We start from the raw sequence: 13,664 nt of genomic DNA on the forward strand, positions 1-13,664 counted from the left end.
CTCCTTCTAATAAATTTATAATGACCAACCCTGTATATTAGCTAAAGTCATACATGATTTGTGTTTACTTGCAGCATTAATGTTTTTATTAAATCTGCCGCTGGAAGAGATTGAGCAAGTTTATAGCCCTGTCCAGCCCATAAAGACATGTACTTTGGATTATCTGACTGAACAGCCTCTTTTCTTAATTTTTGTGTCATATAATGAACTTGTGGATACGCAGCGGGTGCTTCCTTGTCATAAGTGGATAGAAAATAATTTACTAACCCTCTTGCACGCCTGCCCGTAAATGCACGTGTAATATGAGTTGTTGTATAATCCGAATCCGTTAAAGCTTTTCTATATACTGGATTCGTCCCACTTTCTGGACAAAGGAGAAAAGCGGTACCTAATTGAGCAGCACTAGCCCCTGCCCCTAAAACAGCAGTAATCGTACAACCATCCATAATCCCTCCTGCCGCTATAATAGGAATATCGATTTCCTTTTTCACGATACTTATAAAAACGAGTAATCCATACTCTTCGTGAGGTTCCATATTATTTGAAAAGGAAGCTCGATGTCCTCCCGCCTCAATGCCTTGCAAACATAATGCATCGGCACCCGATTCATTTGCTATTTTTGCTTCTTCTAAATTTGTAACGGTAACAATTACGAAACTTCCATTTTGCTTTAATTCTTTTATAGTTTCAGTAGACGGACATCCAAAAGTAAAACTTACAACAGGTATTTTTTCTTCTTTGATTAAGTCAATTTTGTTATGCCAGTCATCATCATCCACGATTGGATCTCCAACTGTAGTTCCTAATAGTAATGCTTCTTTTTCTAACTTCGCTCGATAGTCGTCCACATTACAATTATCATTGATTTCATTTAGGTTAGGGACAAATAAATTTACACCAAAAATATTAGAAGACAAATTACGAAATTCTTGAATATCTTTTCTTAAATCTTCAGTTGTTTTGTATCCAGCAGCTAGAAAACCTAATCCTCCTGCATTGGATACCGCTGCGGCAAGAGCTGGCGTCGATACCCCTCCCGCCATAGGAGCTTGTATAATTGGGTATTTTAATTTATCTAACATACCGTTCTCCTTTTCATCGATGATTTAATTTTTCGAAAATTAAATTTGTTTTTTTAGAAACTCAGGACTCTTCTCAAATCGAATACCAGTTAGAAGTAAGCCTGCGCCTACTAAAACTACACTGGCCGCACCCAGTAACACAGCATCATAATTCTGAGTGGCAGTTGAGATAATTCCAGCAATTGATGGCCCAATCATTTGTCCACCTGCATAGATAGATGTAAGAATGCCAATAATCCGACTACTATTAAATGGACTCATTTGGCGTGCTAATGTTGTAGCAAGGGTTGTGATTCCCATAAAAGTGGCCCCAAATAATAGAGCACTTAAAACTACCCCTATTTGAGATACCCATAAAGCTGGTAGCGCTATTCCAAAAGCTTGCAGTGTCATTGCTAACACCAATGATTTAACAAATCCAATTTTTTTAGCTAACTCTGACCAGATAATACAAGATGGAATTGCAGCCAATCCAACCACCATCCACACTACGGTAGCATCACCATGAAAGCTCGGTATTTCTTTCGCGATAGATACAATAAATGTACCTGTCACAATATACCCTAACCCTTCTAATCCATAAGCTACAATTAGCCAAGGAATCCATTTTAAAGGAGGTACACATAGAGCACTTTCTTGTTTACTAGTTTTCTCAAAAGACAGTGGTTCGTCTTTCATGCTAATCCAAACTATCAAAACTAGTAGCATACTAACACTGGACAAACCTAACCATACGCCTTCCCAGCTGTATAAACGATTTAATATGGGTATCAGTAAACTTGATAAAAAAATGCCCAGCCCTACTCCACCATAGAAAATGCCAGACCAATTCAATTTATTTCTAATAGCTAGTTTATCTAGCACAATGCCAGAGGCCATCACAAAAACAATGGCGCTGGAAATACCGGATATAAAACGCAACCCATACCAAATAAAATAAGATTGAAATAAACCCATACTAGCTGTTGTTAGAATACTAACAACCAGACTCAACCTTAATATAAACGTTCTATGTTGCTTTACAGGAATAACTCCTACTAAAAATGCCCCAAGTAAATAGCCTGCATAATTACTTGTAGCAAGATAACCCCCTACTGCATTTGAAAACGAAAGATCACTTTGCATCAGTGGAAGAATTGGCGTATATGCAAACCTGCCAATTCCCATAGCAACGATTAAAGATAAAATACCGCCTAATAAAAAAATAGAAGAATGTTTAAATAAAATCACACCCCTTGTAAAATCATTATATAAATATCATAACTTTTTTTTGAATTATAGTATAATTCAGGTAAGTGATAGTTACCATCTTTTATTTATATAGCTAAATGGAGGGTTTACTTATGGACTTACATGCTTTGAATATTTTTAAATCTGTTGCCGAAAAAGGGAGTATTTCGCAAGCCGCTCGTGATCTTAATTACGCACAATCCAATATCACTACTAAAATTCAACAATTAGAAAACGATCTTCAAACCACACTATTTTACCGGAATAACCGTGGCACTACCTTAACTTCCAAAGGGAAGGTCTTATTAACATACGCTGAAAATATCTTTAATTTAATAGAAGAAACAGTCAAGGTGATGCAAGATAATCAAATTCCACAAGGCCCTTTATCTATAGGCTCTATGGAAACAACTGCTGCTGTTCGCTTACCATCCCTACTATCGAAATATCACCACGAATATCCAAATGTAGACTTGAATTTAAAAACAGGGCCAACTCAACAAAATATTCAAGGGGTTTTGCATCATGAACTAGATGGGGCATTCGTTGCTGGTCCTATTGACCACCCAGAATTAACTCAAAAGACTGTTATCGAAGAGGACTTGGTACTAATTACAGATACTGTTCATCCTCCTTTGTCATCTATTAAAGATATCCAAACAAGGACGCTACTAGTGTTTCGAAGTGGCTGCACTTATCGGGCAAAACTCGAACAATGGTTGCATGATGAAGGAATTACACCAAATAAAATAATGGAATTTGGTACACTTGAAGCAATTCTTGGCTGTGTCTCTGCAGGGTTAGGCATAAGTATGCTCCCCTATTCTGTTATAGAAATGCATTTACAAGCTGGGACAATTAGACATCATTCAATCCCAAATCCTTATGGAAAAGTTGAAACAATATTCATCTATAGAAAGGACACATTTATACCTACATCTTTAATTAAATTTATGGATATGTTTTGTGAGGAGAGAAACGCTTTTCAACATCCTATTTCCGTTCAATAATCAGAATAGTCAGTTTTAAATAACTAAAAAAATAATAGCATTAATTTACAGTGCTGTGCCTTATGTATATGGATATTTCCAATGAAGCTAAGCATAAAAATAGTAACGGCTTATGCGTCTTTTATCCCCTCTTACATTTATAAAGCATCTTAACCTATTTGGCTAAGATGCTTTTTTAATACATGTGTACAAGCGTAGGCACTACTTTGCATTGATATAGTAGACGAGATGATCAGTCCATTCATCGTCCTCATAGATGAAGCCTTTTCTCGTGCATTCATAAACCATTCCAACACTTTCTGCCAACTTTATTGATGCATTATTATCAAGGTTTATATGCGCTTCGATTCGATGATAATTTAATTTCTCAAACGCTAGCTCAATCGCTGCCTTTACAGCCTCTTTACCATAGCCCCTTCTCCAAAAGTGGTTATGGATGGTATACCCGAATCTAGCCCATTGAAATTCTCTCCTCATAATTGTTGAAAAATCGATAACACCAATATGTGCATTATCCTCTTTTCTAAACACACTAAATACATAAACATTGTCATCCACAGCCATCTGATAATGTTGAGTGACTAACTCACTAAACCATTCTTTTGTACAAATACCCATGTCTATTTTCCCGTCATCGTATTTATGCTGAGAAGGTAAACGATTTTCATATTCAGTAAGCCAAGAAGAATAATCATCCTCTTCTATAAATCGAATAACTAATCTTTCTGTTTCCGTTCTTATCTTATGCAATTGAACACCTCGTCTAAAAATATTCCCCACTATTCAATAGCATATTCTACATAATGGAAATATATCCTCCTTAATTAGCGGCTGTATGGCCCTTTTAAAATTTTCCTAACTACTAAACGATAGGCAACATAAGATAGAAGTTCTCTGTAGTTAACATAAAAAATAACAGCACCCTAATATTTAACGATTAGGGTGTTGTTTAAAAGCCTCATATATAAAATGGAACTGACCCCAATAGATATAGACAAATAAAAAAAGCATCTTCGATTGAAATCGGGTATAGATACCCAAACTTCAATTAGGAGGTGTTTTTTCTATGGGAACAAGAGTGAGTTATCCATATGATGTAAAAATGAAAGCGATTGAGATGCGATTAGCAGATGTACCTATCAAACAGATTTTATTGGAATTAAATACGTCATAAAACACAGGTGGAAACATGGATGCGTTGGTATAAAAATGGCGAAATCAATCGTTTGAAACAACCTGTAGGGGTATCGGCAATTTCTAAAATCAATGGCCGTATTCTTTAATAAAATATTATATATTCTGTTCCTCGTTAGCTTCCCATTTAGCAATTTCCTCTCGAACACGGGGGGCAACCTCTGTCCCGAGCAATTCGATGGCACGCATTACTTGATGATGTGGCATTGTACTTAACGGCACATACATCATAAAACGTGTAATCCCTACATGCTTACGCAAATGAATGATTTTTTCAGCGACTGTATCTGGATCACCAACATACAATGCTCCTTCAAAACTCCTTGCAGCATCAAAGCTTGAACGGTCATAATAAGCCCAACCTCGCTCTTTACCAAGCTTATTCATACCAGCTTGCGTAGATGGGAAAAATGTATCTGCTGCCAATTCTCTGTTTTCCCCTATAAAACCTATCGAGTGAGAACCAACCTGAAGTTTAGATACATCATGTCCGGCACTTGCTGCTGCTTTCTTATATAACTGTACAATCGGTGCAAATTGCATAGGGCTTCCACCAATAATTGCTAGCATAAGTGGCAACCCTAGTAGGCCTGCACGGATGGCAGAATCTTGATTTCCACCACTACCTACCCATATAGGTATAGAATTTTGAACTGGTCTTGGATACACACCTAAATTATTTATTGAAGTTCGATGTCTGCCCTGCCAAATTACTTTTTCCGATTGACGAATTTTGAGCAGCAAGTCCAAATGTTCTTCATACAATTCATCATAATCGTTCAAATTATAGCCAAACAACGGAAATGACTCAATAAAAGAACCTCTCCCCGCCATTATTTCTGCACGTCCATTTGAAATGCCATCAAGTGTGGAAAAATCTTGGAAAACGCGTACGGGATCAGCTGAAGAAAGCACAGTTACGGCACTTGTAAGTCTTATATTTTTTGTTTGCGGTGCCGCTGCCGAGAGAACCATCGCTGGAGAAGAGGCAGCATAATCCTTCCTATGATGTTCACCAACGCCAAATACATCCAGCCCTACTTGGTCCGCAAGAATAATCTCTTCGACCACTTCACGTAATCGTTGTGCATGACTAATCACTTCACCACTATAAACATCTGGCTTCGTTTCTACAAAAGATGTAATACCAATTTCCATTAAAATCTCTCCTAATCTAATTAAATTGAAAGTAAAAGTAGTCAGTACCTTTATAGTAGTACTCTTTTGCTAGTAGCTATCTTACAGCTATCTAATCTTTACTCGACTACTTATAACCCAAAAAAGTAGAGCAAAAGCGCTCACAGAAGCACCAAGTGAAGAAACCCCTTCCCAGCCAAAATGTGCGTATATTTGAGTCGAAGCAATTGATCCAGCTGCACTACCAATAGAATAGAAAATCATATATCCAGCAGTAAGTCGACTCTGTGCTTCCCTACGCAATGGAAGAATCATCGTTTGATTCGTGACATGTATTGCCTGTACGGCTAAATCCAGTAGCACAATGCCAACCACTAATGCAAATAATGATTGTTGTAAATAACTAATAAACAACCACGAAATTAACAATAGTGTTAATGCAATACCAGTAGTTCGTTGTCCATAACCTCGATCGGCAAGTTTTCCCGCACTTGCCGCAGCTAATGCTCCCGCTACACCAACTAGACCAAATGCTCCTATTGCGCTATGAGATAGAACAATAGGCGGCGTACTAAGTGGCAACACTAGTGAAGTCCATAAAATACTGAAATCCGCAAAAATCAACATAGCTAACACAGAACGAACACGTAATGTTCTTTCTTGCCTTAACAATGTGAATGTTGATCTAATCAACTGACAATAGGTTATAGATTTCACTTCACGTTCTACATTAGGCAACACTTTAAAAAATAAACTAGCTAACAAAAGCATGATGGTTGCAGAGACAATAAATACCGAACGCCAACCCGCCAAATCTGTTAAAATACCGGCAAAAGTCCTTGCTAGCAGTATGCCAATCACTATTCCACTTGTTACAATGCCCACGATACGCCCTCGTTCTGAAGGAGAAGCAATGTTCGCCGCAAACGCCACGAGCGTTTGTGTAACAACTGCAAGAAGACCTACCAACGCCATACCTACAAAAAGTATTGCACTCGAAAAGGCAGTCCCTACTATAATCAGCGCTATTGTGGATAATAGCATCTGGCCAACAATAAGACGTCTTTGATTTAACAAATCTCCAAGCGGAACGAGTAATAGTAAACCGATTCCATAAAAAATCTGTGTAATAGTAATCACTAAACCAATGAAGGAATCGTCAATACCAAAGTCATTCGATAATTGATCGAGTAATGGCTGAGCAAAATAAATATTGGCAACAGAAATTCCACAGGCAGTTGCAAACAACAATGCCATAATGCGAGACATAGATGATTGTTGTTGGCAATGAGGATTTGATTGATCCTCCATATTTGTCTCTGTTTTGAACACACCTACCCCTCCAATCACAATAAGTTTACAAATATAACATACCGAACGGTACGATATAATTTATTGGTAAATATAGCTTAAACACTTTTCCAATGTCAATAACTTTGTTTTATAAAATAAAGTTTTGCATGAAATAAAAGGATGTGGTTTGACTAATAAAGCAGGTAATCATATAATAATTACATACTGATTGGTATTTAAAAAGAATTATCATTGCAGTATTTAAATCATAAATAATCAAAATTTAAAGAGGAGTATTTTTAATGGCAAGAACCCGTGAATTTGATGAGGATCAAGTTTTAGATGCAGCTATGCAGTTATTTTGGGAGAAAGGATATGAGGCTACCTCATTAAGTGATCTTACTTCTAGAATGGGGATTCAACGTCCTAGTATTTATTCAACTTTTGGTGATAAGAAAGAATTATTTGAAGCAGCACTTCGCAAATATACAATGACTAGGGCATCCGATATTCGGACTACTCTTCAGAGCCACTCCTCTGTAAAAGAGGCATTTACTATTTTTTTTACTGATATCATTAATGACGAATACGCAGAAGAGCTTAGTAAAGGTTGTTTTTGTATTAATACAATGGTTGAACTAGCGCCACATGATGAGCGTTTTGAAATCTTAACCAGAGAACATCAAATGTATCTAACTGTCATCTTTCAGGAGACGATTGAACGAGGAATACAAACTGGGGAGCTAGAAGCCAACACAAACGCAAAATCTTTAGCACAAGCACTTATTGTCTCATTAATTGGTATAACGGTTATGATGAAATCTCGCCCTCAACGTTCTTTTATTGACAATGCTATCGCCACAACTCTTACATTACTTAAGTAAAAAGATACAATATATAACTTTGAAAATTAGAACGTTGTAACTGAGATTAAATTCTTTTCTTTCTATGGCCACAAAGGCGCTATCCCCTGATAGCTGCCCTTGTCCCACAAAAGTCTACATGGATTTTTACGTTACATCAAACAGGCGAATTACGACATATTTAATTCATCAAAACTTAATTTTTTTCTACACGCTTTCCATTAACAAAACACGATAATACTAATCCAGTAAGAGCAATAGCTGCTATAAAGAAGAAAGCATATTTTGTTCCTTCTGCAATTAACTCTAATAACGAGGCATTTTGGAACTGTTCCATATGCTTGTTTTGTCCACTAACCATTAATGTAATGGCTAAAGCAGTTCCTATTCCCCCTGCAATTTGTTGTAATGTGCTCATGACTGCGGCACCATCAGCGTATAATTCACGTGGCAACTGATTTAATCCGTTTGTTTGTGCCGGCATAATAATCATTGATATTCCTATAAAGAAGATTGTATTTGCCAAAATAATTTGCCAAACAGGTGTATGTGCGGAAATCGTAAAAATAAATAGTAAACTTGCACTGAACGTTAACAGAAAGCCCAATGGCAAAAATTTTTTAGCTCCAAACTGATCAAAAAGTTTCCCTACTACTGGTGATAAAACAGCATTCATTGCACTACCCGGTAGAAGAATAAGACCTGCTACTGTAGCACTGAATAGCAATGAACCTTTTAAGTACATTGGTAGCAAAATAGCGGTAGATAAAATTAACAGCATACCGCTAAACAATAGCAATGTTCCTAACGTAAACATCGGATATTTGAACGTCCGCAAATTAATCATAGGCTGCTTCATTTTAAATTGGCGAATAGCAAATAGGATAATTGCCACTAATCCCACAATAAAAGGTAGATATACCGTGGCTGAAGCAAATGATTTTTCTGAAACGGTACTTAAACTGTAAATGAAGCCTCCAAACCCAAGTGTTGATAAAATAATGGAGAAAACATCAATCGCTGGTTTTGTAATCGTAGATACGTTATCGATTTGCTTTAACCCAGCTATCACTAGTGCTGCGTAAAACACAAGGCTAATCCAAAAAATATAAGACCAATTCAACGAGTCTACAATTAAACCTGCCAGTGTCGGTCCAATCGCTGGTGCTGTTGTAATAACAAGACCCATCAAGCCCATAACCGCTCCTCGTTTATGAATTGGAAAAATTAACAAAATGACATTCATCATCAAAGGTAGAATAATACCTGTTCCAAATGCTTGAATAATACGACCTATTAATAAAATCGGAAAGTTTGGCGCTAAAGCTGCTAAAATCGTCCCCAAAATCGAAAAAATTAATGAACCCACAACTAACTGTTTTGTTGAAAACCATTGAATAAGAAGAGATGAAACAGGTACTAAAATACCAATTGTTAATAAATAGCCAGTAGTCAGCCACTGTGCAGTTGCAGCTGACACTGCAAAATCAGCCATAATATTGGTCAGTGCCATATTTAAAGCTGTCTCACTAAACAGTCCTATAAAAGCCGCAAACATAAGTACAAAAGCCATGCTTTTAGGTTTATGTACTGGCACAACTTGCATTGATGAAGCCATAAAATACTTCCTTTCTTTCTCCATGATTAATTAGACCGGTCTATATAATATTAACAAAAGAAAGACCCTTTTTACTTTGAAAGCAATAAAGGGATCATTTTGTTAATTTGAATTAAAGGTTCACTCGATTTTTTTGTTACACATAATGTAATGCCGCCTTCAATTAATGCACTTATTGTTCTGCTAATTAAGAAAGCACGCTCCTCACTATATCCACTAACTTTTAATTTCTCAAAGTAAAGATTTCCCCAAATTTCAAAGGTTTCTTCACAAGCCTGACGTAAATTCTCATTTACAAATGCTGTTTCCATTGCGAGTAATCCCATTGGAACATTTTTCAATTTAGATATTGGATCGATGTCATGAAAAATTCCCGAAATATTTTCTATATGGAATTGAAATGCCTTAGCTGGATCATCATAAGCTGCTAAATTTTGCTCTATTTCTGCTGCAATTCTTGTTGCCGATAAGTTAATCGCTTCAACAGCTAATTGTTCCTTACCATTAGGAAAATGATAATATAAAGAGCCTTTAGGGGCCCCACTCTCTTGAATAATTTGACTCAAGCCAGTAGCATGGTATCCTTTCAAATGAAAAAGCTCTGTTGCAGCTTCCAAAATTTTTTCGCGAGATGATTTTTTGCTAGACATAGGCTGTACCTCCCTTAAAATTATAACGAACGGTCTACATAATAATATAAGTCTTTTTGAATGTTGTCAATTTGATTAATGCTGAATTTCACAAAGAAGCACTCCAAATTTAGAGCATGTCTACAATTTCTTTGGCAATTTCATCAAGTTCTTCTGCGATTTCATTTTGCGTAGGGGTTTGGGCAACTCTTATTAAATACTGTTTAAACTGAACTTGCGACTCTACAGGTAATTTAATAACCAAAAAATGCAAAATAAACCACTTCCAGTTATCATCATTTGAAGATAATATCGCTTGCACATGAGAGACAATTTCCTTAGGGAAAGTTAATAGTATCTCCACCACGCCAGAAGCAACAGGCCAGTTCATATCTTGCGTATATTCGAGGAGGTCTGGCAGTAAAGGTTCTAATACATTTCTATCTAATTTTTTTAGTTTTTCAACCTTATCAACATCGTATATATTTAAAGGGAGATAATCTTCATACCCTTCCAAATCCAGCACCTCCTTGTTTTCCTTGGTTAACACTCTATTAAAAAACTACGCTACATTAGTAGGACCTTGCTTACTAAGCAATCTTATAAATAACTGACCTAGAATATAGATACTTGAGACAAATATCATAGCACCGTTTTTGCCAAAAGGTTTAAACCAACTGCCATCATCCAATATAAAAAAATGACCCAATACTAATGAAATAACGAGCATCATAATATTTAAACTAAAAAACAAAGGTAAATTGATTTTTCTCGTTAATAGACCTATAACGACTATGCACACTATAAATATAGGAAATAAGAAATCCGCGTCCTCACTATTAAGATAAAAATGATATTCATAAAAATAAAAGAAAAATGGAACTGGAAATAAAGACATTATACTAATAATAAATTTTTTCATTTATATAAACCTCACTATATTGAACAAATAAGGAAATCAATATTTAGTGTAATTTTACACCAAAAATTGGTTTTTTCATATATTTAATAATTCTTATTTAAGACTCTATTATGTGATTCTCTACCCTCTTTTCTACTTACTTTAGGCAAAAATAAAATGCTGACAATCCACCCTAAATACAAAGGGTATTTTAATATTTCATTTGTTGAATACCCTAATAAATAAGGTAAATGATTATACCGGTTATATACAATCCCAATCCTATTTTGTTCAACATAAGTCACCCCTTCTTTTCAAGAACAAAATGTTTTGTTAATTATAACACTGCCTTTATTATACCATTTATTTACATATATTAATTTATGCAATATTGCTCACATAGCATTTTATTTAGATAACCGTTCGTTCAATAATTGCTTACAGTTGTCCGTTTTTTACGTTTGTGTTATAAAAAACTAAAAATAGAGTAGGAGGAGATTATCATCAAATTAAGAGAAGAATACACTTGTCCGTTAGAATTAGTACAAGATATGATCAAAGGAAAATGGAAATGTATTATTATTTGGCGATTACGGCTTGGACCCACATCTCCATCTAAACTAAGACGGGATATTAAAGGAATCACTGAAAAAATGCTGTTAGAACAATTAAAAGAACTAATGGATTTTCAATTAGTCGATAAAGAGGAATACCTTTCCACATATCCACTACGAGTGGAATATAGCTTAAGTACAAAAGGAAAAGAAGTATTAAAATCATTAGAAATTATGCAGCGATTAGGTATTCAATATCTCGAGGAGAAACAAATAATAGGTAGTCGTTAAATAGAGTACCCTTACAAAAAAGTGGGTAATTTACGATAGTTTTTTCTCCATGTTATCATGACCTCAACAACAACATATGGAGGTAATAACCATGAAGAAAAAATTTATACTATTCCTATCCATCCTTTCACTGTTAGCTATAGGTATACTAGCTGGATGCAGTAATCTAAATAAAAATACTACTGAATCCACAAAAGAAAAATCATTTGTCGTAACGAGTACTGGTATAGTAGATGGCGTTATTCAAGATCAATATGGACAACTAGGAGATTCCTTTAACGAGCATGGCATGCCGACTTATTCATTACCATTAAAGTTTGAAAATGCACCAAAAGAAACTGTGTCATATGCGTTAGTTTTAGAAGATAAAGACGCTTTCCCTATTAGCCAAGGGTTCTCTTGGATTCATTGGACAGCAGCTAATATTCAAAAAGATGAACTGAAAGAAAACGAAAGTCAAACAGCGACTGATTTTGTCCAAGGCGTAAATAGTTGGATAAGTCCTCAAGGAGGTAGCCAAAGTACAGAACTCTCTAGCTTTTACGGGGGGATGGCTCCGCCCGATAAACCTCATACTTACGAGATTCATGTCTATGCATTAGATACGACCGTCGATTTAGAAAATGGATTTTTACTGAATGAACTCTATCATGCTATCGAAGGGCATGTGTTAGCTGACTACACTTTAAAGGGTACTTACCCAAATAAGTAATTACTTATTATCCTAATTTATCTCAACATTATCTCAATTTAATTTCAAATAAGTCCGGGACTGTTCGATTTTTTGAGTCTCTGGACTTTTTTCTTTGCTCCTAGTAACATTGTTTTAAGAACAAATTGATTTGATTTTCTACGTTAAATCACTGAAACTTTAGCCAGCTATAGCAACAATTTAGACAAAAAGAGCTTGGCTAATAATTTTTTTGTTTTCATTACTGAAACAATATAGGATATACTTTTATAGTCCTGTTATTGGCACGTAAAATAGAAAGTTAATTTCAAGAAAGTTTTATTGGAGGTTTATTATGAATTACAGAATTATTAACAAACAAGTATTTGAACAAGCACAGCTTCGTTCGGTTTCAGATGTACCATTCACCGAAGAAGAACTTCAACATGGGATGAAAATTGCCGTCTCTAAAGCAGATGATACTTTAGCTTTATATTTACTAGATATCGAAGGTCATAGAAAATTTGAAGTTCGTTGGGACGATTCATCTGAAATTTTCAACGGTTGGTATTCAGCATGGGATAATTTCTCTTGGTGCCTAGATGTAGTAAGCAAATAAATAGCCTTGTGGAATAATATCAACTAGAAACGAACATTCTTTTGTTTTCAGTTGATATTATTTTATTTAAACTAGTATTTCTACTTTAGAATAAAGGGTTTCTCATTAAACTATTTAGTAGCAGCATTTGCAACTCATAAACAACAAATTTCTTGAAGGACTGATATGATGAAATTTTTTAAGAAGATTACATTTATCCATCCTATAAGAAAGTACATACATGTCCTACTAATCATTTTCATGTTTGCTCTTGTCGTTCCTGCTGGATTCAATCCACTGTATTTAAATTTAATCATGGTCCTTTTTGGACTCGTCATATTAAATCGTGGTTTTGATTACAAAGGAACGGACACTAAAGCTTATTACAAATGTTTGTATATGGGCGTAGCGATGTGTTTATTATTTATTGTTTTATTTACAAAAAATGGATAAAATACGTTACGCATGCCTCTCACTTTCCGATAGTCAGCAATGCACAGAAGATGCTTTTCTTTCATTCGTTAGAAAAAATACTTTAACTCCCTGTCCCTTTGTATAATTCATACGCAATTTGAACATATATGGAGTAACAAG

At 35.4% G+C, this 13,664-nt stretch carries 14 protein-coding genes; 6 read left to right on the top strand and 8 right to left on the bottom strand.

Features of this window, described 5'->3' with window-relative positions:
- Positions 1-47 precede the first annotated feature (47 nt).
- Together LS41612_RS21340 and LS41612_RS21345 are read right to left on the bottom strand one after the other, a co-directional pair.
- Complete coding sequence (locus LS41612_RS21340) at positions 48-1,082, bottom strand: NAD(P)H-dependent flavin oxidoreductase (RefSeq protein ID WP_024360904.1); 1,035 nt, start codon at positions 1,080-1,082, stop codon at positions 48-50.
- 39 nt (positions 1,083-1,121) lie between these two features.
- Entirely contained in the window at positions 1,122-2,312 is a 1,191-nt protein-coding gene (locus LS41612_RS21345; protein ID WP_024360903.1) for a YbfB/YjiJ family MFS transporter, read from the bottom strand.
- 113 nt (positions 2,313-2,425) lie between these two features.
- On the opposite strand from LS41612_RS21345, the gene LS41612_RS21350 reads away from it, so the two are divergent.
- The gene (locus LS41612_RS21350) at positions 2,426-3,322 is read left to right on the top strand and encodes a LysR family transcriptional regulator (RefSeq protein WP_024360902.1); all 897 of its coding nucleotides are present in this window, start codon (positions 2,426-2,428) and stop codon (positions 3,320-3,322) included.
- 201 nt (positions 3,323-3,523) lie between these two features.
- On the opposite strand, the gene LS41612_RS21355 is transcribed toward LS41612_RS21350, so the two are convergent.
- The 3 genes from LS41612_RS21355 to LS41612_RS21365 form a co-directional block, all read right to left on the bottom strand.
- Positions 3,524-4,072, bottom strand: coding sequence for a GNAT family N-acetyltransferase (locus LS41612_RS21355; RefSeq protein WP_024360901.1), 549 nt, complete (start codon positions 4,070-4,072; stop codon positions 3,524-3,526).
- 540 nt (positions 4,073-4,612) lie between these two features.
- Entirely contained in the window at positions 4,613-5,674 is a 1,062-nt protein-coding gene (locus LS41612_RS21360; protein WP_024360900.1) for an LLM class flavin-dependent oxidoreductase, read from the bottom strand.
- Between the two features lie 87 nt (positions 5,675-5,761).
- On the bottom strand, positions 5,762-6,985 hold the full coding sequence (locus LS41612_RS21365) for an MFS transporter (RefSeq protein ID WP_024360899.1): 1,224 nt from the start codon (positions 6,983-6,985) through the stop codon (positions 5,762-5,764).
- Between the two features lie 263 nt (positions 6,986-7,248).
- Between LS41612_RS21365 and LS41612_RS21370 the strand changes: the two genes are divergently transcribed.
- Positions 7,249-7,830: a TetR/AcrR family transcriptional regulator gene (locus LS41612_RS21370; RefSeq protein ID WP_024360898.1), complete on the top strand. Its 582-nt coding sequence runs from the start codon at positions 7,249-7,251 to the stop codon at positions 7,828-7,830.
- A gap of 175 nt (positions 7,831-8,005) precedes the next feature.
- On the opposite strand, the gene LS41612_RS21375 is transcribed toward LS41612_RS21370, so the two are convergent.
- From LS41612_RS21375 to LS41612_RS21385, 3 genes are all read right to left on the bottom strand, one after another.
- Positions 8,006-9,451: an MDR family MFS transporter gene (locus LS41612_RS21375; protein ID WP_428842410.1), complete on the bottom strand. Its 1,446-nt coding sequence runs from the start codon at positions 9,449-9,451 to the stop codon at positions 8,006-8,008.
- Between the two features lie 47 nt (positions 9,452-9,498).
- Positions 9,499-10,077: a TetR/AcrR family transcriptional regulator gene (locus tag LS41612_RS21380; protein ID WP_024360896.1), complete on the bottom strand. Its 579-nt coding sequence runs from the start codon at positions 10,075-10,077 to the stop codon at positions 9,499-9,501.
- A gap of 109 nt (positions 10,078-10,186) precedes the next feature.
- Entirely contained in the window at positions 10,187-10,573 is a 387-nt protein-coding gene (locus LS41612_RS21385) for a DUF5071 domain-containing protein (protein ID WP_024360895.1), read from the bottom strand.
- Positions 10,574-11,508: 935 nt separating this feature from the next.
- On the opposite strand from LS41612_RS21385, the gene LS41612_RS21400 reads away from it, so the two are divergent.
- From LS41612_RS21400 to LS41612_RS21415, 4 genes are all read left to right on the top strand, one after another.
- On the top strand, positions 11,509-11,802 hold the full coding sequence (locus tag LS41612_RS21400; protein ID WP_227665397.1) for a winged helix-turn-helix transcriptional regulator: 294 nt from the start codon (positions 11,509-11,511) through the stop codon (positions 11,800-11,802).
- Positions 11,803-11,893: 91 nt separating this feature from the next.
- Positions 11,894-12,514: a YbhB/YbcL family Raf kinase inhibitor-like protein gene (locus tag LS41612_RS21405; protein ID WP_024360892.1), complete on the top strand. Its 621-nt coding sequence runs from the start codon at positions 11,894-11,896 to the stop codon at positions 12,512-12,514.
- 313 nt (positions 12,515-12,827) lie between these two features.
- The gene (locus LS41612_RS21410; protein ID WP_024360891.1) at positions 12,828-13,091 is read left to right on the top strand and encodes a hypothetical protein; all 264 of its coding nucleotides are present in this window, start codon (positions 12,828-12,830) and stop codon (positions 13,089-13,091) included.
- Positions 13,092-13,256: 165 nt separating this feature from the next.
- Entirely contained in the window at positions 13,257-13,523 is a 267-nt protein-coding gene (locus LS41612_RS21415; RefSeq protein WP_024360890.1) for a hypothetical protein, read from the top strand.
- Positions 13,524-13,664 lie beyond the last annotated feature (141 nt).

The organism is Lysinibacillus sphaericus, from assembly GCF_002982115.1.
Taxonomy (GTDB): domain Bacteria; phylum Bacillota; class Bacilli; order Bacillales_A; family Planococcaceae; genus Lysinibacillus; species Lysinibacillus sphaericus.